The sequence below is a fragment of the Segeticoccus rhizosphaerae genome, from assembly GCF_005222685.1.
GTDB lineage: Bacteria > Actinomycetota > Actinomycetes > Actinomycetales > Dermatophilaceae > Segeticoccus > Segeticoccus rhizosphaerae.
In genome coordinates, this window is sequence record NZ_SWMA01000019.1 from 28,990 (window position 1) to 51,744 (window position 22,755).

Consider the following 22,755-nt stretch of genomic DNA (forward strand, 5'->3'; position numbering starts at 1 on the left):
TCATTCGGGACGAAACTTCTGGATGATTATAGCGCTCCTCTTAATCTGGCAGTTTGGCGTTATGTTGTTGAAGGTCGATCCATTATCGGTTCCGACCCCACTCGCTAGCGCAAAGGCGTTGGTTTCAGGAGTGGCGTCTGGGGACATTGTGCACTCGGTCGAATTCACTTTGCGCATGATCGCCCAGGGGCTCGTGATTGGCCTCTGCATTGCTGTGGTTTTGGCGGGCTTGGCTGCCACGTCGGAGCTGGGTCGCGCGCTCATGGATGCTCTGGTGACGGTTTTCAATCCGTTGCCAGCTATCGCCTTGCTGCCCCTTGCGATGCTGTGGTTTGGGTTAGGGACCAAGCCCTTGATCTTCGTTATCATTATGTCTGTAGCGTGGCCTGCAGCGATCAGCCTGCACACGGGCTTCAGTTCTGTCTCCTTGAGTTTGAGGAGAGTGGGACAGAACTTTGGATTTTCGGGATTTAGACAATTCACTCATATTTACCTGCCAGCGGCGCTGCCGAGCATTCTTGCGGCGTTTCGGATTGCATGGGCGTTCGCGTGGCGTACTGCGATTGCCGCTGAGATGGTGTTTGGCGTGTCCGGGAGCCAGGGTGGCTTGGGTTATTTTATCTACGTGAGTAGATACAATCTAGATACAGCGGATGTGTTCGCGGGATTGATGGCGATCGTGATCATTGGCGTCGCGGTTGAGCGGGGTATCTTGGGGGTAGTGGAACGGCGAACCACGGTTCGATGGGGAGTGACACGGTAGGTAGGGCTGTTGCCGGCAGAGAGCCCATGATCGCGGATGCGCCAAAGGGTATTGCCCCTAAATGGATACCTGCGCGGCCGCCGTTGAGGCGGTGGTTCGTCACCGGCAATCTGCGCCGACGACCGTTATTGAGATAGGTACGGCCGTGAGAGGCCGCTGCGATTGATTTCGCGAAACTACTGAGTTTGGAGCGGATATGATATCTAACAGTTTCGACGCTCGAGGTGAACTGACGGTCGGTGATTCAACGTACGTCATTCACCGGTTAGACCGTGTGCACGGAAGTGCAAATCTTCCATACAGCCTGAAGGTGCTGCTGGAGAACCTACTGCGCAACGAGGACGGCCGGGTGGTGACGGCTGAGCAGATAGACGCGGTGGCCAATTGGGACCCGACGGTAGCGCATGGCTCCGAGGTGGTTTTCACCCCTGCCCGGGTGTTGATGCAGGACTATACCGGCATCCCATGTGTAGTTGACTTGGTGGCCATGCGCGATGCTATGGCCCAGCTGGGCGGTGACCCGCTGCGGGTGAATCCGTTGGTGCCCACGGACCTGGTCATCGACCACTCGGTGATCGCTGACGTGTTCGCACAGCGGGACTCCTTCAAGATTAACGCCGAACGGGAATTCAGGCGAAATGGCGAGCGGTACCAGCTGCTGCGCTGGGCCCAGCAGGCCTTCACGGACTTCAGCGTGGTCCCACCCGACACGGGGATCTGCCACCAAGTGAACCTCGAGTATCTCGCCAGTGTCGTGATGGTCCGTGACGGCGTCGCCTACCCCGACACCGTACTCGGCGCAGACTCACACACGCCGATGGTAAATAGCCTCGGTATTTTGGGCTGGGGGGTGGGTGGTATCGAGGCGGAGGCTGCGATGCTTGGCCAGCCGATGGGAATTTTGGTGCCACCGGTGCTCGGGCTGAAGCTGACCGGCGAGCTCCCTGCCGGCAGCACGGCGACCGATTTGGTGCTGACGGTCGCTGAACTGCTGCGGCACACCGGCGTGGTCGGCAAGTTCGTGGAGTTCTACGGCCCTGGTGTGGCCAATGTTCCACTAGCCAACCGCGCAACGATTGGCAACATGACACCGGAGTATGGCGCCACTTGCACGATCTTTCCGATCGACCAGGTGACCCTCGACTATCTGCGGCTCACTGGACGTTCGGAGCAGCAGATTGAGCTGGTCGAGGCCTATGCTAGGGAGCAAGGGCTTTGGCACGACCCGTCCCACGAACCAACCTATTCTCAGACAATCGAACTGGACCTGAGCACGGTCGAGCCCTCTGTCGCCGGCCCGAAGCGGCCGCACGATCGGATCCCGCTGCGGATCGCACCGCACGCCGTCGCGGCGCTGCTCTCAGGTAGGAGCCAGGCTGAGGCGGTCGCCGCCGACCTTGATGAAGCCTCAGGTGAGTCGTTCCCGGCCAGCGACGCGGTCGCGATTGAGCGCGACTCTCCCACCGACCAACCTCACCGACCATGTACATGCCACGGCGAGCATGACTGGCCCCGCAATCCGGTGCCGACCACCCTCCATGACACCGAGGTCACGATCGATAATGGTGACGTGGTGATCGCGGCGATCACCTCGTGCACAAACACGTCCAACCCATCGGTGATGATCGGGGCCGGGCTGCTGGCGAAGAAGGCAGTAGAGCGGGGCCTTTCGCGCAAGCCGTGGGTGAAAACCACACTGGCTCCGGGCTCGCGGGTGGTGACCGACTACTACGAGCGGGCGGGTCTGACGCCGTACCTCGACAAGCTGGGATTTAACCTGGTCGGGTACGGCTGCACGACCTGTATCGGCAACTCGGGTCCGTTGATTCCCGAAGTCAGCAAGGCGGTGACCGACCATGACCTGACCGTCTGCTCGGTTCTCTCGGGCAACCGGAATTTCGAGGGCCGGATCCATTCTGAGACCAAGATGAACTTCCTTGCCTCGCCGCCGCTGGTGGTTGCCTACTCGTTGGTCGGGACAATGCACGTCAACCTGCTCAACGACCCACTTGGTACTGGCAGCGACGGGCGGCCAGTGTATCTGCGCGACATTTGGCCCTCCACGAAGGAGATTGCCGAGGTAATGGACACGTGCCTGCAGGCGGACATGTACACCAAGGGGTACGCCGACGTCTTCGTTGGCGACGAGCGGTGGCAGGGGATGGACGTCCCCGAGGGCGAGTCTTTTGACTGGGACGACGCATCGACGTACGTGCGCAGGCCGCCGTACTTCGACAGCATGAGCATCGAACCCGAACCGCTCGTCGACATCACCGGTGCACGTGTGCTCGCGCTCCTCGGAGACTCGGTGACCACCGACCACATCTCGCCTGCTGGCGCGATCAAAAGGGACAGCCCTGCCGGGGCGTACCTAACGCATCGTGGCGTGCAGGCGCAGGATCTCAGTTCGTACGGCTCGCGGCGGGGCAACCACGAAGTGATGATCCGTGGCACGTTCGCTAACGTCCACCTACGCAACCAGCTGGCGCCCGGCACCGAGGGCGGTTTCACTCGTGACTTCTCCGATGGGGCCACCGGAGGCGAGTTGAGCGTGACCACCATCTTCGAGGCATCCGAGCACTATCTGGCCGCCGGGACGCCGCTGGTGGTGCTGGCCGGTAAGGATTACGGCGCGGGGTCCTCGCGAGACTGGGGAGCCAAAGGCCCGAGTCTTTTGGGTGTCCGTGCGGTGATAGCGGAGTCATACGAGCGGATCCACCGGTCGAACCTGATCGGCATGGGCGTGCTGCCACTAGAGTTCCCGGTGGGAGAAAACGCTGCGTCGCTGGGCCTGAACGGCCAGGAGGTCGTCGACATCACCGGCGTAACGGCCCTGCAGGGCGCAACCCCCGAGAGGGTCAACGTACGAGCTGGAGACGTGCAGTTCGATGCGGTCGTGCGGATCGACACACCAAGAGAATTCGAGTACTACCGCAACGGCGGGATCCTGCACTACGTCCTGCGGCAACTGTTTGACGCCAGCCCAAACTCGTCTCGCCATTGATCTCAACCGAACTGACCGAAACTCAGGTGTAAGTCTGCCGGGGCAGTTCGCCCCGGCACCCCGCGGATGAAAATGAGGCTGTGACATGATTATTGCTTGCTCCCAAGCGAATGTTATTCCGCGCGGATCTTGGTAGAGCTGACGCTTGCGCTGTAGTGACCGGTCAAGCAAAGGTGACGACCGGGGCAGCAGGTCCACTCACGTTCAGCGTGCGACGAGTCACGACGTAGCCGCGCGGCCACGGGTGATCTTTGCGGTGGTCTCCGTGGCGTTGCTCATGAGTTCAATTGACCAGACTATAGTAGCCACTGCTTTGCCGGACATTCAGTTGTCTCTGCACGCCAAGATCAACTGGGTTGGTTGGACAATCACGATTTACAGTCTTGGTCGCGTCATGATCTTGCCATTAGCAGGTAAGCTCAGTGATCATTACGGGCGCCGCACTGTATTTCTCGCCTCGATCAGTCTATTCACTATCGCTTCCTTGAGTTGCGGGTTAGCGCAAGATATCTATTGGCTGATCGGCCTGCGCGCGATTCAAGCAATCGGCGGCGCGGCATTCATGCCTTCGGCGACGGGGATTGTGGTTGATCATTTCGGCGACACCAGAGATCGGGCGGTCGGTTTATTCACCAGCATCATCCCGGTCGGTGCCGTCCTCGGGCCCGTCCTCGGGGGTGTATTCGTGGAATACTGGTCGTGGCGCGGAATCTTCTTGGTCAATGTTCCAATCGGGGCCGGGCTACTCATTGCCGCACGCGCATGCCTCCCCATTGACCCTCCACGTCCTAGCGTCCGGACACGATTGGACGTGGGTGGGATGCTGCTGCTCGCGCTTGCCCTGTCGGCTGGGATGGTCACCATTACTTCATTGGGTGATGCTGGCGCAGGTCTCGCCAGCATCACGTTCCTCGGTACCGGGACTATTTCTATCATTGCCCTCCTCTGGTTTCTGCTCCACTCTCGTTCTACCCCGACGCCATTTATCCCGGTCCAGTTGCTCAGAGGTCGTGGCTTCGGCGTGATGAATCTAATAAACTTCTTCTTTGGTGCTACGGCTGTCGGCCTCGGTGCCTTGATTCCATTCTACGCGACATCTAGATATCAAATCTCCAGCCTAGACTCCGGCACGCTCTTGAGCGCCCGTGCAATCGGCATGATTACAGTGGCTGCGGCGGCGGCGATCGCCCTGCGCCGTACCGGCTATCGGATCCCTATGTTGATCGGTTTCATCGTAACTGCCGTAGGGCTCCTCGCTATGAGTGCCGCACCGCAGGCCTTGGCTCCCTACGCTTGGCTAAGTGTTGCGGCAGGCATTACTGGCATAGGCATGGGTCTGTCCAATCCAGCCGCGCACAACGCCTCTCTGCAACTCGACCCTCACCAGGCCGGCGCGATCGCCGGACTTCGTGGCACGTTTCGCCAAACTGGCGCCATTACCGCTATCTCCATTACCACGACGATTCTCGCTCGCAGCCACGACCCGGCCCTCGCTCAAGCGCATGTCTTCGCTGTATCTGGCATATTCCTACTTTTGATATTGCCATTGATTTTCTTCGTTCCTGAACATCGAGGAACTTGGTGATGTCGAAAGCGGAGTCGAACACTTGTCATGGATCTCTGTTTGAGTGCAGTGGCGCTTAGCCTCCGCCCTGACTTCGGTCAATCTTAGCTTGTTGTTTAACTTCCGGCGTGTCTTCAGGCTTGGTACGGCCGCTGTCTTCGATGCTTCTTGTTGTGACACAGAGAAACTCGAAGAGACAGCGGCCGCGTAGTGATTATCAATGATGCGACCACCTCGGCGCTACCCCGTGGCGGGTCGGCGCATCTGGACCGGTTCCGTGCTGGCGCGTATGCGTGCCTGACGCGTCGTGGCGACGCGCTGTTCGAATTGGCCGAGGCCATCGCCTGCGGTGTTGGTCGGGTCACCGACTTGGCGCACCTGTCCTTGGACGCATGCCACCGGCGCGGCCATGGTGGCTTGTACGACGGGGTCAACTCCGGACGCCTCGACGCGGGACGATTACGGCGACTGATCGTCTCGGGCCCGCTGCCCACGATCACCGGGCCGGACGGGAGGGCGCGGATCGTGCTGGCGGTGGATGTGTCGAACTGGTTGCGTCCGGACGCAGCCACCAGCCCGGACCGGTCGTTCTGCCACACCTATGCCAGGGGCCGTGGGCAGGCACAGATGATCCCGGGCTGGCCGTATTCCTTCATCGTCGCGCTGGAATCCGGGGCGTCGTCGTGGACTTCCCCGTTGGATGTGGTGCGGATCCGGCCAGGTGATGATGCGACGGTGGTCACCGCGAACCAACTGCGCTCGGTGATCGGCGAGCTGACCTGTGCCGGCCACTGGAAGCAGGGCGATCCCGATGTCCTGGTCGTGATGGACGCCGGCTACGACGTGGTCCGCCTGTCCTGGCTGCTGTCCGACCTGCCGGTGACCCTGATCGGGCGGGTCCGCTCGGACCGGGTGTTCTACGGGCCCGCCGGGAAGCGCCGCGGACCGACCAAGGGCCGCCCACCGCGGCACGGGGCCAAGATGGTGCTGCGCCGGGCGGCGACGTACCCCGAGCCGGCCGTGACCACCAGCAACGGCACTGGCCGGTACGGGCACGCCCGGGCGCAGGCGATTCCACGAGTGCACCCGAAGCTCGAGTCTCGCGGGGGCTGGGCCAGCCACCACGGGCCCGAGCTGGTCGAATCCTCGACGGGCCTCCTCCAGCGCCAGCACGTAGCTAGGCTCCGACTCTTGAGTCACGAGTTCATTCTGTAGCCCGCTGCCGACAGCTGCCAGGCGCCACGCTCCTGGTCTGCTACTCATCAGCCGAGAAGAAGGCTGCCAGCGTCCCGCACGCCGATTCGTCCACCGGAACGTAGGGTCACTGGTGGCCGGGTCCTCGTGGCTACTTGGGCTTGCAGGCGATGACCGCCTCGGTGTCCCCGGGCCAGTCCCAGAAGCGTCCCGTCGAGGTGCGGGCTGCCAGCAGGCCGTGCAGCTCGTCAACGAACTGGTCGAGCCGGTCTCCGAACAGGTGCGGTGCGGCGTAGGACATCGACAGATAGCCGGAGGTGACGCCGTCGACGTCCCGAGTGACATCGGTACGGCCCGGTGCGTGGACCGTTATCGGCTCGCCAAATCGCGTCTTGGCCAGCGACACCGCCCAGCGCTCCGACGAGTAGCTGCTGGCGGGGTGGCTGCCCGACCGGCGTTCGGGCCCGAGATACCGGGCGATCAGATCCTGCACTGCCCGATCGGGTAGTGGGGGATCACCGGGGCCCGCCGGTGCCGGTTGGACATCGCGGTCATGGGCGATGAGAACGATGGCGCCGCCGGGCTCGAGCAGGTCGTAGACCATCTCGGCGACCGGTGTGCGGGTGACGCGGTGGAAGGACTGGCCGAAGGTGACCGCCCGCATCGGCGGAAGGTCGAGTCGGGCGACGTCCTCGGCTCTGGCCTGCCGCAGGTCGAGCGTCACCGCGTGGGCCGCGGCGTGTCGGCGAGCCTCCTTGATCATGTTGGGGTCGGGGTCGATCGCGGCCGCCCGCCGGAACCAGGGTGCCAGCTCGACCGCAAGGACGCCGGGTCCGCATCCCACATCGAGAAGGCCGCCGGAGCCGTCCCACCCCAGCTCCCGGGCGAGCACCGCACCGAGCTCGGCCGAATACGGCGGACGCCCAGGAAGGTAATGCGGCGCGCTTCCAAGGTACTGAGCAGGGTCGTAGTCCACCGGTCAAGTCTCACACTGGCTCGCGAACATCATCGCCTCCTTGCGGCACCACACCGTCGATGCACACCCCGACCGCGACTTAGCCCGCATGCGGATCGGTTCCCGGACGTGGAAGTGGACGATGCGGATCATATGGGTCGAGGAGAGCGTGTGGCAGCATCGTCGGAGTGGACGGCTACCAGGTGCTCAACTCGAGCTACCGGGCGGTGCTCGGCGTGATCGACGGTCTGGATGACCGCACTGGGTGGCGCAACACCCGCTGCGCGGGCTGGACGGTGCGTGATCTCGTCCACCACATGTGGAGCGACGTTCAGCGCGCGCTCGTTGCATTGCACACACCGGCGGAGGGTCCAGCTGACGTCGACTCGGTGTCCTACTGGCGACCATGGCAACCGGGCACGCCGGGCGCCGAAGCGGGACGCCGCGGGACGCGGATCATGGCCAGTGCGTGGTCGAGCGTCGAGCCGATCGCTGCCTTGTACGCCGAGACGGCGAGGGCTGTGCTGGTCGCCGGCCGGGGCCGCGCCGGTAGTGACCTCGTCGGAACCCAGGGCCACGTGCTCACCGTGGACGCGCTGTTCCGCACGCTCGCCGTCGAGGCCACGGTTCATCACCTGGACCTACGGCTCGGGGAGCCCTCCGAGGAGGGCATTGCGGAGACACGCCGCAGTCTCGATGGGCTTCTGGGACGACCCGCGCCCATCAAGGACTCGGTCCGCTACGCCTTGATCGGGACGGGTCGCGCATCGCCCACAGAGGAGGAGGCCGGCGCGCTAGGGGCCGACGCCGAGCGCCTGCCACTGTTCGGATGACGATCGGCTTCCGGCGATCGGTGTTGCCACGCACGAGATCATCGGCCTCATGACTGACGACATCTTCGAGCGGTTCGTTGCACTCGCGGAGCGCTGGGACCTGGTGGCACTCCGACAGGAGTTGGCGGAGGCCATCGGCCGCCTTGAGGGGCCCGAACGCCCCTACGTACCGACCAACCTTGCTGCCGCAATCGGCATGCTCCTCGACTCCTACGGGCCGCCAGGGGTCCGCTGGAGCGAAGAAGAGTAGCCCATCCGCGCAGCCCTTACGTGTGTCACAAGCCGATCGTGCTATCGGGCGGACGGATCCGGCGACCCCCACGGGTGAGGCGAGCAAGCTTCGTATGCGGTTGGTGCTGCGGGGCCGGCCAACGGCCAACATGCTGGCCTGGTTCCTCAACCGGCGATGCCCGTTGGGTGTCATAGATGGGGGGTCATGTGGCTGTAGTTGGTGCCGCGCGCATGCCTCATGCTGGGTGAAGCGGTGCTTGATGTCCGACCTTTGAGAAGCTCATCTTCCGGTGGTGTCGGCCAGGGAGTCGCCGAGCGAGCTGCGCCAGTAGAGCCCTACGTGCTACGAGTCGGGGTGACAGGATTTGAACCTGCGGCCTCTTCATCCCAAGCGCAGAGAGGTCTCCACGGCCCGGACGAGGCACATCGATCCGTCGGCCCACTCGTTGAAGTGTCACCAGGCTGGCACACCCGCTGAATACCAGTGAATCACTGCAGGTCAGGTCCCTACGGGGGAGGTTCCCGCCACCTCCACCACCCCTGCACCACGTCACGCACGCAGTCGACGAAGGGCCCGCCAGCAGGTCGGGCCCTTCGTCGTGTCCGTATGCCGTGTCCGTGTGCGTGTGCTCATGCAAAGTCCCGGCCGCGCGTGCAGCGGCAGGTCGCCGCGTTCCTCGCCGGGCACACGGTCGAGCGATCGGTGCCGTGGTGGTGGCCGGTCGCCAGGGCGGCCGGTGCCGGGTGGCAGGCACCGGCGCTGCCGCTGGGCCTCAATCCGGTGTGGCGCGCACGCGGGGTGCGCGACACCGCCTTCGGTCAAGACGGCTGCGGCTCAGCCGGGTGACGGAGGAAAGCAGAGGCTCAGGCGTTCGAGCGCTTGGCCTCTTCCTCGGCGACCTGGGCCCGCACGTCATCCATGTCGAGACCGCGCACGCCTTCGATGACCTGCTCGAGCGCCGCCGGCGGCAGCGCCCCGGGCTGGGCGAACACCAGGATGCCCTCGCGGAAGGCCATCAACGTCGGAATCGAGGTGATGTTGGCGGCCGCGGCCAGGCCCTGCTCGGCCTCGGTGTCGACCTTGCCGAAGGTGATGTCGTCGTGCTTGGTCGCCGCCTGCTCGTAGACGGGGGCGAACTGCCGACACGGGCCACACCACGAGGCCCAGAAGTCCACCAGCACGATGTCCTGGTCGGTGATGGTCTTCTCGAAGGTCGCCTCGGTGAGGGCGGTGGTGGACATGGTCTGCCTTTCGGACGGGAAGGGGTATCGACCAGTACAAGGACCTGCGCCGGCCGGTCATTCCCCCCGTGACCCATGTGGCTGGAGAGGCTCGGGAGGCCAACGCCGGGTCAAGAGTCCGTGCGCGTCCCGTCATTCCCCTGCCGGCGAGCCGGGGTCGAACGTAGGCTCGTGGCTCAGGACGTCACGCAGCGCGGAGGGGTCGATGGGATCAGGGTCGGGAGCTCGCCGGGAGCCGGCACGCCGTTCCGGGAGCCGCCTGCGCACCACCTTGGCCTCCGCCGCAGCGGTGGCCTGTGTCGCCGCGTCCGCTGTGAGCAGCATCCCCCTCGAGGCCAGGGCCGCGGATGCTCCGGGGGCTCCGTCAGCTCGGGCGGCTCGGGTGGCGCAGACCAGCACCGGCCGTGCCGTCCCGGCGGCATTCGCGAGCCCGGCACCCGTCACTTCGTCGAGGCGAGCTCTGCTTTCCGAGCTCGCCGAGCAAGCAGCTCGTTCCGTCGATGTGGCGCCGAGCTGGGTGGACGCGGGACAACGGGCAGCCCGTGGTGGTGCACGAGTGGTCCGCCAGTTGAGCACCACGGTGCTCGAGGGAACCGCGCCGACCGACATCCCGTCCTCGGCCCTCGGTATCCCGGGCACCGTGCTCGCGGCCTACCACCAGGCGGCCGACGAGACGGCTCGCACGGACCCGACGTGTGGGGTCCCGTGGTGGCTGCTGGCCGGCATCGGCCGGATCGAGTCGGGGCACGCATCGGGCGGGCGGGTCGACAGCCACGGCAACACGCTCGGTCGCATTCTCGGGCCCCGGCTGGACGGTTCGATGGCGGGCAACGCGGTGATCCACGACAGCGACGGGGGTGCCTTCGACGGCGATCCGCACTACGACCGCGCAGTCGGCCCGATGCAGTTCCTGCCCGGTACCTGGGCCGGCGTCCGGGCCGACGGCAACGGTGACGGCATCGCCGACCCCAACAACGTGTATGACGCCACGCTCGGGGCCGCGCGCTACCTCTGCTCGGGTGGGGCGGACCTGCGCACTCCGTCAGGGCTGGCGTCGGCGGTGCTGCGCTACAACCACTCAATGGACTACGTGCGGTCCGTGCTCGGCTGGGGCCAGGCCTACCGCGACGGTGACGTCGCGCCGGTCGGCGCGGCGCCCGGTCGTGTCCCGGCAGCCGTGAACCCGCGCCAGGTGCCGGACGAGCCGCCGCAGAACCCTCAACGCACCGGGCGGAAGTCCCGTCCGGCGCCGAGCACGTCGCCAGCTCCGAAGCAGGACTCGCCTCCGGTGCTCGCGGACGGGCCCCGACGGCAGGCCGACTCCGACCAGCCGCCGGCGCCGCCCGCCTCGTCGGAACCGACGCCGACGCCGTCCTCGACGGTCGCCCCCACGAAGGCCCCCTCGAAGCAGGGCAGCACGAAGACCGGGAGTGATGAGCCGGCCGGCGGTGACAAGCCGAGCGGTGACCCGGGCGGTGACCCGACCGGCACCACGAAGCCGCCGAGCACCGACACCACGACGCCTTCCCCCAGCACGGACAGCCCGACCACGCCTCCGCCCACGACCAGCACGCCGACCGACCCGCCGTCGGGCACCCCGACCGACCCCCCGACGACGCAGGACCCGACGCCGGTGCAGCCGGGGCAAGCCTGGTCGATCGACGCTCCGACGACATACCAGCCCACATCGTCGGGTGAGCTGGCGACTCCGGCCGGCACGGTCACCGTGACCCACCAAGCACTGGAGGCGGGGGCCACCGTGGAACGCGGCGGGGAACCGGCCACCCCTGCCGACGGCGCCCGCCTGTGGATCGTCTCCGTGCAGTTCAGCGGCGACGCGGCACCCGAGGCGCACACCTCGATCCGCGTCGGAGACGGTGAGCCGGTCTCGGTGCCGGCGACCGGCACGCAGTACCTGGCGGTGACGGTGCCCGCCGGCGTCGAGGTGTCCAGGGCATTGGTCGTCCTGACCGTGACATCCGACGACGGCAGCTGGAGTATCGATGCCGGCACCGGCGGGACAGCCACCACCTGGGCGCACACCGGCGACGCGCCGGCCGACGCCCAGGTGGTCACCGCGGCCAGTGCGATGAAGGACGGCTACACCGCCGAGCTGCATGGCCTGCTTCTCGGCCAGGCGCACCGGGCGTCCTGGGAACCCGGCTACGGCACGGCCGAGGACGGCACGCAGTGGCTGGTCGTCCCCTACACGCTGGACTCGGCCACCCTCGGGCCGGACGGCTACGCGCAGTCCCGCTGGGCTCCGGGTGGCGTGATCGCAACGGTGAACGGGACAGCCTGTGTCGCGCAGGTCCCCGCCGGACAGGACGGACCGCTCGGAGCCGGGAGCGGTGCCCTCGTCTTCCGGGTGCCCGCGGGCACGACCACGGCCCAGGTCCGCATCGCACCGCAGGTCTCCGTGGTCGAGGACGGCTCCACGGTGAGCGAAGCGCCGGTGGCGACCTTCGAGACCGGGCTCGACTTCACCCTCGGCATCGGCTGATGGCCTGACCCGTCGAGCCCGAGCCGCGGGCAGGGCTCAGTGCACCCAGCGGAGCGCGTCCGCGATCTCCTCGTCGCTCGACTCGGCGAACAGCTCGATCTCGCTCGCGCGGACCGCCACGATGGACGCCACCAGATCAGGTCCGAACGCCCGAGTGAGTACCTCGTCGGCGCGAAACGCCTCGAGGGCAGTGCCGAGGTCGGTCGGCAGCCGCTCGATGCCACGCTCGGCCAGGGTCTCCTCGCCGAGTGCCGCAGGATCGACGTCGACGGGGTCGGGGAGCTCGGAGTGGTCCTCCAAACCGGCCAGCCCGGCGGCCATCAGGCCCGCGAACAGCAGGTAGGGGTTGGCGAGCAGGTCCACGCACTTGACCTCGAGGTTGGCTGCCCAGGGCGCCGACCCCTCTGACCCGGTCACCATCCGCAACGCCGCCTCCCTGTTCTCCAGGCCCCAGCAGGCGTAGTCACCGGCCCAGTGCGACGGCACCAGGCGCAGGTAGCTGGCGGGACTCGGGCAGCCGACCGCGAGCAACGCCGGGAGGCGTTGCAGCACACCGGCGGCGAAGCTCTCACCCTCAGCGGTGAGACCGCAGCGGCGGTCACCGCCGGACATCAGGTTGAGCCCGTCGCGCCACAGGCTCAGGTGCGCGTGGCCGCCGTTGCCGACTCCGGACACGTCGACCTTGGGAGAGAAGGAGGTTCGCAGTCCGTGGCGCGCCCCGACCGCCCGGATCGTCGACCGCACGAGCACCGACGTGTCAGCCGCCGCGACGGGCGACTCGGAGGAGACGGCCACCTCCAGCTGCCCGGGGGCGTACTCGGGGTGGAACTGCTCGACCTCGATGCCTTCGTGTTCCAGCGAGGTGACCACGTCCCGGCAGTAGTCGCTGCCGGCGATGAGTCGTGACATCCCATAGCCGGAGCCCACGAAGCCCGGGCGGAACTCCTCGCCGGCACCGTCGGACACGACCCACTCGATCTCGACCGCGCAGCGGGCCGTGATGGCCTGCGCTGCGAGGGCCTCGGTGAGCCTCGCCAGGAGCAACCGGCTGCACTGGGGATGCGGCTCGCCCGACTGCAGGTATCGCTCTCCCGGGGCCCAGGCCCATCCGGGCTGTGCAGCCAGGGGGACGACCCGGTCGAGGTCCGGCACGATGCGCAGGTCGCCGACCGGCTCGGTGCCCTGGCCTGATCCGGCGATCCAGTCGTCGAACCGGAAGCGGTCGAAGCTCGTGGAGAAGCCCGCGCCCCAGCTCGCCAGCTGGGGAAGCCGTCGCAGCGGCACGGACTTGACCCGCGCGATGCCGGAGTTGTCGACGAACGTCGTCGCCACGACCTCGACACCGCGTGCGGCCAGACCTTCCAGCATCCCCTCGGCTCTGCTGCGGCGTTGCTCACGGTCGGCCAGGTCCACGGCAGGTCCTCTCGTTGGGAGCGACGGGCACGGCGCGCGCACGAATGACGACGCCGCTGGACAGGTTATGTGATGGACAGCACACTGTGGCAGGGGCGTAGCGGACTGATCGGGCCAGATCGGGCCACGGACAGAAGAGAGGCGTCGTATGGCAGAGCTCGAGGAGGGCGGCCTCCGACGAGGTCTGTCCGTGTGGCAGGCGGTCGGCATCTCGGTGGCCCTCATGGCTCCGAGCATGGCGATCAACATCAACCCCCAGGGCACGGCGGGACTGATCGGACGGGCCACGCCGCTGGCGTTCTTCCTCGCCGCGATCGCGGTGCTGCTCATCGCCTACGTCTTCGTGCGGCTGTGCCAGTACTACCGGCACGCCGGCTCGGTCTACGTGTTCGCCGGTGCGACCCTCGGTCCCCGTGCTGGGGCCATCGCGGGGTTGGGCCTCATGGGGACCTATGTCTTCTACGCGCTCGTGACGTCGTCGGCTGCGGGCATCTTCGGGGCGGCCTTCCTCGACGACATCGGGGTCTGGAACCACCAACCCTGGTGGGCGGGCTTCGTCGTGGGTGGGATCGCCCTCGCCCTGGCGCTGGTCTTCACCGTCCTGCCCACCAAGAACGCCACGACGACGTTGCTGACCATCGAGGGGCTCACCGTGCTGCTCATCGTCGTCATCGGCGCGATCGTGTTGATCCGGATGCTGGCCGGCAACGCGCCGGGAGACGCACACTTCACCCTCGACGTGTTCACTGTCCCGCAGGGCACGAGCACGTCGAACGTGTTCCTGGGCATCATCTTCGGGCTGTTGTCCTTCGCGGGCTTCGAGGCGGCCGCGACGTTGGGGGAGGAGGCCCACCACCCACGCAAGGACATCCCGAGAGCGATCCTCGGCACGGCCATCTTCGGGGGCGTCTACTTCACCGTGATGACGGCCATCGAGATGATGGCGTTCGGTGCCGACGCGGAGGGCGTGAAGAAGTTCATCGCCTCGCCGGCTCTGATGGGTGACCTCGGCACGACCTACATCGCCTTGTGGGTGGGGGAGGTGATCACGCTGGGGGCCTGCGTCAGCGCCTTCGCCTGCTGCCTGGCCTGTGTGGTGGGCGCGTCCAGGCTGCTCTTCGCGATCAGCCGCGACCTGGGTCCGGGCCACCCGCTGGGACGGACGAACTCCTACGGCACACCGGCGGCAGCTGCCGGGGTGGTGACCACGCTGGTCCTGGTGATCGCGATCATCTGCGCGGTCTTCTGCGGCGCCACACCATTCGACACCTTCTTGTGGAGCGGCACGATCGGCACGCTCATCCTGCTGGTCGCCTACGTGCTGGCCACCATCGGCTGCATCAAGCTGGTCTTCATCGACAAGAAGCTGCCCGTCCCCACCTGGCAGGTCGTCGTGCCGATCGCAGCGCTGCTGATGCTCGGCTACACCATCTGGCGCAACGTCTTCCCCTATCCCGACTCCGGTCCGGCGCGGTTCTTCCCCGTCGTGGCCTTCGGCTGGCTGCTGCTCGTGACGATCGTCATGTTCGCCGTGCCCGGCCTCGCCCGGCGGCTCTCCTTGGGGATGACGAGGATCGACCAGGAGCCTGCCCTCGAGGAGAGCCACTGAATGGCTGGTCCGGCGAGCCCGACCCGGTTCCCTTTCCTGACAGGGCCGTTGGTCGACCATCACTGCCACGGTCTCGTGCTCCGCGACCTCGACCGTCAGCAGTTCGAAGAGCTGCTCAACGAGGCACCGGGGCCGTCCCCGCTGGGCACGACGATCTTCGAGTCCATGCTCGGCCTGGCGGTCCGCCGCTGGTGCGCGCCGTTGCTCGGTTTGCCGCCGTTGGTGGATGCCGACCACTACCTGAGCCGCCGACGTGAGCTGGGGGCGGTCGAGGTGGCTCGGACGATGCTGGCGGCCGCCGGGACGCAGAGGTATGTCGTGGACACCGGATTCGAACCTGGAACCATCTGCGGTATCGAGGAACTGGCCGGACTGGCCGAGGCGAGAGCCTCGGAGGTCGTCCGCCTGGAGGTGCTCGCGGAAGGGCTTCTGGACGAGGGTGTTTCGCCCGCCGAGTTCCCCGAACGCTTCACCGACCTCCTGCGTGCCCGAGCGAGGACGCCGGGCGTGGTGGGGGCCAAGAGCGTGGCGGCCTACCGGGTCGGTCTCGATCTGCCGGCCAGCCCTCCGTCGTCCGCGGACGTGGCTGCGGCGCTCGCCGGCCGCGAGCTCCCGGACGGCGGGTGGCGGATCGCCGACCGTGTGGTCAACGGTTGGCTGGCCTGGTCCGCCATCGAGGCCGGGCTACCGCTCCAGGTCCACGTCGGCTACGGGGACCCCGACCTCAACCTGCTGGACTGCGACCCGCTGCGGATGACCGCTTTCCTGCGCGCCACCCAGGAGCGAGGCGTGCCGGTGCTGCTGTTGCACAACTACCCGTTCCACCGGCACGCGGCCTATCTGGCCCAGGTCTTCGACCACGTCTTCATGGACGTGGGCCTCGCCACCCACAACACGGGAGCGTTGTCGACCACCGTCATCCGTGAATCACTGGAGCTGGTGCCGTTCGGGAAGCTGCTCTACTCCTCGGACGCCTTCGGCCTGGCCGAGCTGTATGCCCTGGGAGCCCTGTTCTTCCGGCGCGGGCTCTCCGAGGTGCTGTCGGGTCTCGTGGAGGCCGGCGAGATGGCCGAGCGAGATGCTGAGCGTGTGGCATCGCTGGTCTGCCGCGAGAACGCCTCACGCGTCTATGGTCTCGAACATGGCTGACCTCATCGAGCACTGGCGGGCCGCGATCGCGGAGGAGCTGCCGGCAGCCGTCGAGCTGCGGCACGAGCTGCATGCCAACCCCCGTGTCAGCGGTGAGGAGGGCCCCACCGCTGAGCGGATCGTGCGCGCGCTCGGCGTCGGCCCGGGCAAGACCGTCGCGGGCACCGGTCGGCTCGTGCCGATGACCGGCGACGGGTCACGACCGGCCATCGCGCTGCGGACCGAGCTGGATGCCCTCCCGGTCCAGGAGGATACCGACGTGGCCTGGCGGGCCCGGGGCCCGGCGATGCACGCCTGCGGGCACGACGTGCACATGGCTGCGCTGGCGGTCGTGGCGCGCGCGGCCACGCGGATCGAGCTTCCGGTGCCGCTGGTGGCGCTGCTGCAGCCTCGCGAGGAGGGCCCGCAGTCCGGCGCCTGGGACGTGGTCGAAGAGGGCGGGATGGCGGGGGTCGAGGCGGTCGTCGCCGCCCACTGCCAGCCGCAGCTGCCGGCCGGCACCATCTCCGCGGTGGCAGGGCCGGTCAACGCCGGCAGCTGCGCCTTCGAGGTCGAGGTCCGCGGCCGCAGCGGCCACTCCGGCTATCCGCACACCGTGGACGACTCGGTCCTCGCGCTCTCGGCCGTCGTCGTGGCGCTGCAGCAGGTCGGAGCCCGGCGGATCGATCCCACGGTGGGGGTGGCCTGCATGGTCAACCAGCTCGACGCCGGCACCACCTACAACGTCGTGCCCGGCCGGGCGGTGGCCAGGGGCTCTCTGCGCACGATGCGCGCCTCGGACCTCGACCTGGCACGGGCAGCGATGAGGTCGATCGTCGAAGGAGTGGCCTCGGGGCACGGTTGCGTGGGTGAGATCCGCTTTGCGTCCGGTGAACCTGCCCTGGTCAACGACGCCGTGCTGGCCGCGGGAGCGGCTGAGCGGCTGGCCCAGATGGGGCACCCGGTGTCGACCGACTTCCGCTCGTTCGGCTCCGACGACTTCTCCTACTACGTCCAGCACGCCCGCAGCCTGATGATGTTCGTCGGCACCGGGACCGGCACCGGCGGGTTGCACGCCCCGACCTACCTTCCCGACGACCGCTACGTCTCCGTGGTGGCCGACGCGCTGGTGGCGGGCTACGCGGCCGCGGTGACCTGACGGCATACGCGCTGGTGGGACCGGGAGTCGGGCGCAGGCTTCGGCCACGGCTGGCGTCCTCCCGGGCCCGGGCCAGGGGCTACGCTCGACCTGGACATCGGCATCGACCCCACTGGGAGCTTCGGCGTGCGCGAGATCGTGGTCTTCTCCGGTTCGGCCCATCGTCAGCTGGCGGCGCGCATCTGCGACGCCCTGGGCGCCCAGTTGTCGCCGATCGACATCAAGCGGTTCAGCAACGACTGCCTCCAGGCGCAGCTGCTCGCCAACTGCCGCCAGCGTGACGTCTACCTGATCCAGCCCCTGGTGCCGCCCACCCAGGAGCACCTGATGGAGCTGCTGCTGATGATCGACGCGGCCCGGGGCGCCTCGGCCGCACAGATCACCGCCGTCATCCCGCACTATGCCTATGCCCGGTCGGACAAGAAGGACGCCTCACGCATCTCGCTGGGTGGACGCCTCGTGGCCGACATGCTGGTGACAGCCGGCGCCCACAGGGTCCTCACCATGGCGCTGCACGCGCCCCAGGTGCACGGCTTCTTCTCCGTCCCCGTCGACCACCTCACCGCGATCGGCGTGCTCGCCGACCACTTCCAGGACCGCGACCTCACCAACACGGTCGTCATCTCGCCCGACCTCGGCAACGCCAAGACCGCCACCCAGTTCGCCCGGTTGCTCGGACTCCCCGTCGCCGCGGGCAGCAAGCAGCGGCTGGCCGACGACCGGGTCGTGGTCGACGCCATCGTGGGCGATGTCTCCGGCAAGCGCGCCATCGTGCTCGACGACGAGATCGCGACGGGTGGATCGATCGTCGAGCTGCTGGATCGGCTGGCCGACTTCGGTTGCACCGAGGCCGCGGTCGCATGCACCCACGGACTCTTCACCGGCAAGGCCGTCGAGCGCCTGCGCGACCACCACATGATCAGCGAGGTCGTCACCACCGACACCGTCCCTGCGCCCGGCAACTGGCCGCAGCTGCGGGTGCGCTCGGTCGCCGACCTGTTCGCCGAGGCGATCGCCCGGATCCATGCCGGTGAGTCGGTCAGCAGCCTGTTCGACGGGGTGGACCCGACCCACGCGCCGCCCCAGCCCAAGCTGCCCTTCGCCCCCGCCGCCGTCTGACCGTCGGCTCATCCCGCAGGAGGTGAGGGACGCGCCGAGGGGGCTGCCCGTCATACCGAGCGGTAGTCGGGGACAATGACGCCCATGAGCGTCCCCTCTGTCTCCAACTCGATCACCGCCCGCCTCGAGCTCCCCGCCCGCGCGACGGCAGTCAGCGAGCTCACCACCGCGATCGAGCAGAACGGGGGACTGGTCACCGGCCTCGACATCACCGCCTCGGGATCCGACCGACTGCAGGTGGACGTGACCGTCTCGTGCCGCGACACCGACCACGCCACCGAGATCGTGGCCGCCATGAGGACGGTCGAGGGGGTCGAGATCGGCAAGGTCAGCGACCGGACCTTCCTGGTGCACCTCGGCGGCAAGCTCAAGATCGAGTCGAAGGTGCCGATCCGCAACCGCGACGACCTCTCGCTCGTCTACACCCCCGGCGTCGCCCGCGTCTGCATGGCGATCGCCGACAACCCCGAGGACGCGCGCCGGCTCACCATCAAGCGCAACACCGTCGCGGTCGTCACCGACGGCTCCGCCGTGCTCGGGCTCGGTGACATCGGCCCGCTCGCGGCACTGCCGGTGATGGAGGGCAAGGCCGCGCTGTTCAAGCGGTTCGCCGACATCGACGCCTTCCCGCTGTGCCTGGACTCGCACGACGTCGACGAGATCGTCATGATCGTCAAGGCGATCGCCCCCGGGTTCGCGGGCATCAACCTCGAGGACATCTCCGCCCCGCGCTGCTTCGAGGTGGAGGCCCGGCTGCGGGAGGAGCTTGACATCCCCGTCTTCCACGACGACCAGCACGGCACCGCGATCGTGGTGCTGGCGGCCCTGCGCAACGCGCTGCGGGTCGTCGGCAAGGAGCTCGAGGACGTCCGGCTCGTGCAGAGCGGGGCGGGCGCGGCCGGCACCGCGATCCTGCGCCTGCTCATCGCCGCCGGCGCGAAGGACATCATCGTCTCCGACCGGTTCGGCGTCGTGCACCCCGACCGCGAGGACATCAAGGGCAACGGCGACGACAACCTGCGCTGGCTCGCCGAGACCACCAACCTCGAGCGCCGCACCGGCACGCTCAAGGACGTCATCGAGGGTGCCGACGTCTTCATCGGCGTCTCGGCGCCCAACCTGCTCGACGGCGACGACATCGCCAAGATGCACGACGACGCCATCGTCTTCGCGCTCGCCAACCCCGAGCCGGAGGTGGATCCGGCCGCGGCGGCCCAGCACGCCACCGTCGTGGCGACCGGTCGCAGCGACTTCGCCAACCAGATCAACAACGTCCTGGTCTTCCCCGGCGTCTTCCGCGGTCTGCTCGACGCCCGCTCCAACAAGGTCACCGAAGAGGTGCTGCTGGCGGCGGCCGAGGCGCTGGCCGGGACGGTCAGCGAGGACGAGCTCAACCCCGCCTACATCATTCCCAGCGTCTTCCACCCCGACGTCTCCAAGACGGTGGCCACCGCGGTCGAGAAGGCCGTTCGCGGGGACGACAAGGCCCCCAACGACGCCGAGGCCGCGCAGCTGCCCGTATGACGTCCCGGCCCACCATCCCCACGAAGGTCTCCGAGCCGACCGCCGTCTCCCGGATCAGGCGCGGCTGGATCGTGCTGCTCGTCCTCGCGATGGTGGTGCAGCTCGTCGTGCTCTACGTGCCCACCGCTCCCGGTGGTCCGGGGCTCGCGCACCTCGACAAGCTGATCCACGCGTCCGTCTTCGCGGCACCGACGCTGGTCGGGCTTATGACCGGTCTTTCCCGGTGGTGGGTGGTGGGTCTGCTCGCGTTGCACGCACCCGTGAGTGAGCTGCTCCAGGCGAGCCTGCTGGCGCACCGCGACGGCAGCGGGTGGGACGTCGTGGCAGATCTCACAGGCGTCCTGCTCGCCCTTGCCGTCTTCCTGGTCTGGAGGCGGACCAGACGCTGATACGGTGGAGGCACCCCGGTGCATGGACGCGTGAGGCGTCCCGAGAACGTGCAAGCAAGGACACCGGGCAGCCGGATGGCAACCGTCCATCCCGGTCCGCCGGGCGAGAAGGCACCACACTCGCCTGAGGTTCGCTCTCATTCGTTGCCACGGACGGCAGCTCGAGGCGTGCCTACCTCGAGTTACCGAAGTGAGCCAATTTCAGATGAGCAAGCAGCACGCCCCCAAGTCCGGCGCGCCCAAAAAGGCCCGCTGGAGCACCGCCAAGAAGGCTCAGGCCAAGGCGGGGCCCAAGAAGGCGCACCGCGGCCAAGGCAAGTCCTATGACGACCGCCCACCCCGCGGCCCCCAGCGCACCGACCGCCCTGGCCGCCGCGACGACCGCCGGGACGACCGTGCCCCGCGCAGCTTCGATCGTCGTGACGAGCGTCCGGCTCGCGCGCCGCGCGGCGACTTCCGGCATGACGAGCGTCGTGATGACCGTGCGCCGCGCAGCTTTGACCGGCGTGACGACCGTGCGCCGCGCAGTTTCGACCGGCGTGACGACCGTGCGCCGCGTAGCTTTGACCGACGTGAGGAGCGTCCGGCCCGCGCCCCGCGCAGCGACTTCCGGCGTGACGCCGACTACGGCAAGCGCGAGCAGCGCCCGGGCCGCAAGTGGGAGAACGCCGCCCCCAAGCCGGTGGTCGACGGGGCGCCGGTGCCGGTCTCGGACGACAACGGCTTCGCCGCGCTCGGTCTGCCCGAGCCGCTCGTGCAGCGGCTGGCCCGCGACGGCATCACCACGCCGTTCCCCATCCAGAACGCGACGATCCCGGACGCCCTGGCGGGCCGCGACGTGCTGGGTCGCGGACAGACCGGCTCCGGCAAGACGCTGGCGTTCGGCCTGCCGACCCTGACCCGCCTGGCCGCGAGCAGCCGCGCCGTCCCGCGGCGTCCCCGCGCGCTGGTACTGGTGCCGACGCGTGAGCTCGCCATCCAGGTCAGCGACGCCCTCGAGCCCCTCGTGCACGTCATGGGCGTGCGGCACAAGCTGGTCGCCGGCGGCATGCCCTACCAGCCGCAGCTGAACGCCCTCGACCGTGGCGTCGAGCTGCTCATCGCCACCCCCGGCCGGCTGAACGACCTGATCGAGCGCGGTGCCGTCGAGCTCTCCGAGATCGACATCGCGATCCTCGATGAGGCCGACCACATGGCCGAGATGGGCTTCCTGCCCGAGATCACCACGATCCTCGACCTGATCCCCGCGGGCCGTCAGCGCCTCCTCTTCTCCGCCACGCTCGACCGCGGCGTGGACGAGGTCGTGCGGCGCTACCTGGTCGACCCGGTCACGCACTCCACGAACGACGCCACCGCGAGCGTCGACACGATGGACCACCACATCCTGTTGATCGACCCCATGCACAAGAAGACGCTCCTGGCCCAGGTCGCCAGCCGGGAGGGACGCACCGTGGTGTTCGTGCGCACCAAGCTCGGCGCCGACCGCGTCGCGGAACAGCTTCGCGAACAGGGCGTTTTCGCCGCAGCGCTCCACGGCGGCCTCAACCAGGGCGCGCGCAACCGGGTGCTCGGTGCCTTCCGCGACGGGACGCTGCCGGTCCTGGTGGCCACCGATGTCGCCGCCCGCGGCATCCACGTCGACGACGTCAGCGTCGTGCTGCAGGCCGACCCGCCGGCCGATCACAAGGACTACCTGCACCGTTCGGGCCGCACGGCTCGGGCGGGCGAGCGGGGCACCGTGGTGACCCTGACGCTCCCGCACCAGCGGCGCGGCATGGAGCGGATCGCCCGCGAGGCCGGCGTCGATGTGCGGCCGACCCGCGTCACCCCGGGGGACGCTGCCCTCATGGAGGCCACCGGGGCGCAGGTGCCCACCGGTGTCCCAGTGCCTCCGGCGCAGGTGCGCCGCCTGCTCGAGGGCGAGAAGCGTCCCTACCGTGGCCGCCCCGGCGGCCGGCCGCAAGGCCGCGGACCTCGTCCGCAGGGCCGTGGCGCGCGGTCGCGCGCACCGCGAGACTGACGAGAGCTAGATCGACGACACCGGGCCGGTATGACGAGTGGTGAGCACCCGTCATACCGGCCCTTGTCGTGCGCTCCACGAGCGGTGAGCTTCTCCAGGCTCCGA

General features: G+C 67.8%; 19 protein-coding genes. 15 read left to right on the forward strand and 4 right to left on the reverse strand.

The features are described 5' to 3' along the window. Positions 1 to 175: 175 nt before the first annotated feature. The 4 genes from FCN22_RS13360 (at position 176) to FCN22_RS13375 (ending at position 6,546) form a co-directional block, all read left to right on the forward strand. Positions 176 to 763 carry an ABC transporter permease gene (locus FCN22_RS13360; protein ID WP_162308203.1) on the forward strand — a complete coding sequence of 196 codons (588 nt, stop codon included), beginning with the start codon at positions 176 to 178 and terminating at the stop codon, positions 761 to 763. A gap of 196 nt (positions 764 to 959) precedes the next feature. Beyond that, on the forward strand, positions 960 to 3,767 hold the full coding sequence (acnA, locus tag FCN22_RS13365) for an aconitate hydratase AcnA (protein WP_137122060.1): 2,808 nt from the start codon (positions 960 to 962) through the stop codon (positions 3,765 to 3,767). A gap of 265 nt (positions 3,768 to 4,032) precedes the next feature. Further along, positions 4,033 to 5,352, forward strand: a complete 1,320-nt coding sequence (locus tag FCN22_RS13370) for an MFS transporter (protein WP_137122061.1) — start codon at positions 4,033 to 4,035, stop codon at positions 5,350 to 5,352. Positions 5,353 to 5,541: 189 nt separating this feature from the next. Beyond that, on the forward strand, positions 5,542 to 6,546 hold the full coding sequence (locus FCN22_RS13375; RefSeq protein WP_137122062.1) for a transposase: 1,005 nt from the start codon (positions 5,542 to 5,544) through the stop codon (positions 6,544 to 6,546). 130 nt (positions 6,547 to 6,676) lie between these two features. Here the strand turns inward: FCN22_RS13375 and FCN22_RS13380 are convergent, their stop codons facing one another. Beyond that, positions 6,677 to 7,501 (reverse strand): class I SAM-dependent methyltransferase, encoded by an 825-nt coding sequence (locus tag FCN22_RS13380; RefSeq protein WP_137122063.1) that lies wholly within the window; start codon positions 7,499 to 7,501, stop codon positions 6,677 to 6,679. A 167-nt stretch (positions 7,502 to 7,668) separates the two neighbouring features. Between FCN22_RS13380 and FCN22_RS13385 the strand changes: the two genes are divergently transcribed. The 3 genes from FCN22_RS13385 (at position 7,669) to FCN22_RS13395 (ending at position 9,391) form a co-directional block, all read left to right on the forward strand. Further along, on the forward strand, positions 7,669 to 8,313 hold the full coding sequence (locus FCN22_RS13385; RefSeq protein ID WP_162308204.1) for a maleylpyruvate isomerase N-terminal domain-containing protein: 645 nt from the start codon (positions 7,669 to 7,671) through the stop codon (positions 8,311 to 8,313). A gap of 49 nt (positions 8,314 to 8,362) precedes the next feature. Continuing rightward, positions 8,363 to 8,563, forward strand: a complete 201-nt coding sequence (locus FCN22_RS13390; protein ID WP_137122065.1) for a hypothetical protein — start codon at positions 8,363 to 8,365, stop codon at positions 8,561 to 8,563. A 633-nt stretch (positions 8,564 to 9,196) separates the two neighbouring features. Then, entirely contained in the window at positions 9,197 to 9,391 is a 195-nt protein-coding gene (locus FCN22_RS13395) for a hypothetical protein (protein WP_137122066.1), read from the forward strand. A gap of 17 nt (positions 9,392 to 9,408) precedes the next feature. Here FCN22_RS13395 and trxA read toward each other — a convergent pair whose 3' ends face one another. Continuing rightward, positions 9,409 to 9,786 carry a thioredoxin gene (trxA, locus tag FCN22_RS13400; protein WP_137122067.1) on the reverse strand — a complete coding sequence of 126 codons (378 nt, stop codon included), beginning with the start codon at positions 9,784 to 9,786 and terminating at the stop codon, positions 9,409 to 9,411. A gap of 132 nt (positions 9,787 to 9,918) precedes the next feature. Beyond that, on the reverse strand, positions 9,919 to 10,230 hold the full coding sequence (locus FCN22_RS13405) for a hypothetical protein (protein ID WP_137122068.1): 312 nt from the start codon (positions 10,228 to 10,230) through the stop codon (positions 9,919 to 9,921). Between the two features lie 112 nt (positions 10,231 to 10,342). Between FCN22_RS13405 and FCN22_RS13410 the strand changes: the two genes are divergently transcribed. After that, the gene (locus FCN22_RS13410; RefSeq protein ID WP_137122069.1) at positions 10,343 to 12,289 is read left to right on the forward strand and encodes a lytic transglycosylase domain-containing protein; all 1,947 of its coding nucleotides are present in this window, start codon (positions 10,343 to 10,345) and stop codon (positions 12,287 to 12,289) included. 36 nt (positions 12,290 to 12,325) lie between these two features. On the opposite strand, the gene FCN22_RS13415 is transcribed toward FCN22_RS13410, so the two are convergent. Further along, positions 12,326 to 13,702 carry a glutamine synthetase family protein gene (locus tag FCN22_RS13415; RefSeq protein ID WP_202911569.1) on the reverse strand — a complete coding sequence of 459 codons (1,377 nt, stop codon included), beginning with the start codon at positions 13,700 to 13,702 and terminating at the stop codon, positions 12,326 to 12,328. A 148-nt stretch (positions 13,703 to 13,850) separates the two neighbouring features. On the opposite strand from FCN22_RS13415, the gene FCN22_RS13420 reads away from it, so the two are divergent. The 7 genes from FCN22_RS13420 (at position 13,851) to FCN22_RS13450 (ending at position 22,650) form a co-directional block, all read left to right on the forward strand. Further along, complete coding sequence (locus FCN22_RS13420; RefSeq protein WP_137122070.1) at positions 13,851 to 15,311, forward strand: APC family permease; 1,461 nt, start codon at positions 13,851 to 13,853, stop codon at positions 15,309 to 15,311. Next, a complete protein-coding gene (locus FCN22_RS13425) occupies positions 15,312 to 16,460 on the forward strand; it encodes an amidohydrolase family protein (protein WP_137122071.1) in 1,149 nt (382 codons plus the stop codon). Further along, the gene (locus FCN22_RS13430; RefSeq protein ID WP_137122072.1) at positions 16,453 to 17,598 is read left to right on the forward strand and encodes a M20 metallopeptidase family protein; all 1,146 of its coding nucleotides are present in this window, start codon (positions 16,453 to 16,455) and stop codon (positions 17,596 to 17,598) included. The genes FCN22_RS13425 and FCN22_RS13430 overlap by 8 nt, the downstream gene beginning before the upstream one ends. Positions 17,599 to 17,724: 126 nt before the next feature. Continuing rightward, on the forward strand, positions 17,725 to 18,717 hold the full coding sequence (locus tag FCN22_RS13435; RefSeq protein WP_137122073.1) for a ribose-phosphate diphosphokinase: 993 nt from the start codon (positions 17,725 to 17,727) through the stop codon (positions 18,715 to 18,717). An 84-nt stretch (positions 18,718 to 18,801) separates the two neighbouring features. Beyond that, positions 18,802 to 20,241 (forward strand): NAD-dependent malic enzyme, encoded by a 1,440-nt coding sequence (locus tag FCN22_RS13440; RefSeq protein WP_373681315.1) that lies wholly within the window; start codon positions 18,802 to 18,804, stop codon positions 20,239 to 20,241. Beyond that, a complete protein-coding gene (locus tag FCN22_RS13445) occupies positions 20,238 to 20,630 on the forward strand; it encodes a VanZ family protein (protein WP_137122075.1) in 393 nt (130 codons plus the stop codon). Before FCN22_RS13440 ends, FCN22_RS13445 begins: the two co-directional genes overlap by 4 nt. Before the next feature lie 205 nt (positions 20,631 to 20,835). Further along, positions 20,836 to 22,650: a DEAD/DEAH box helicase gene (locus FCN22_RS13450; protein WP_137122076.1), complete on the forward strand. Its 1,815-nt coding sequence runs from the start codon at positions 20,836 to 20,838 to the stop codon at positions 22,648 to 22,650. Positions 22,651 to 22,755: the final 105 nt, after the last annotated feature.